The 526-nt window shown below is 64.8% G+C and carries 1 pseudogene; it reads left to right on the forward strand.

The annotated features are described in order from the left end of the window. A pseudogene (locus J5M56_RS24240) lies at nucleotides 1-411 on the forward strand (hypothetical protein); the annotation flags it as partial. Nucleotides 412-526: the final 115 nt, after the last annotated feature.

Below are 526 nucleotides of genomic sequence, written 5' to 3' on the forward strand. Positions count from 1 at the left end.
GTCGAATCCTACAAGCTGTTCGTGTTCACGGTATCGGCCTGCATGGCCGGCGTCGCCGGTGCGCTCTACGTCCCCCAGGTCGGCATCATCAATCCCTCCGAGTTTGCGCCGGGCAATTCGATCGAGGCGGTGATCTGGGTCGCGGTCGGCGGCCGCGGTACGCTGGTCGGCGCGGCGCTCGGCGCCGTCGTCGTCAACTACGCCAAGACGTTCTTCACCTCCGGCATGCTCGCGCCTTACTGGCTGTTCATGCTGGGCGCGCTGTTCATCCTGGTGACGCTGCTGCTGCCAAAGGGCATCGTCGGCACCTTCAATGCCTGGTGGGACTCCTCGAGGGAGAAGCGCATCGCCGCGGCCTCAACGAGCGCTGCGGCCGAGGACGGCGTCACCGAACCCAAGATGGCGGAGTAGCGCGATGAACGTCATGGACAACCGCGCGACCTCCGCGATGCTTTACCTGGACGGCGTGCACGTCTCGTTCGACGGCTTCCACGCCATCAACAATTTGTCGTTGACCCTCGAGCCC

The sequence above is a fragment of the Pseudomonas sp. 51_B genome, from assembly GCF_017491595.1.
Lineage (GTDB): Bacteria > Pseudomonadota > Gammaproteobacteria > Pseudomonadales > Pseudomonadaceae > Aquipseudomonas > Aquipseudomonas promysalinigenes.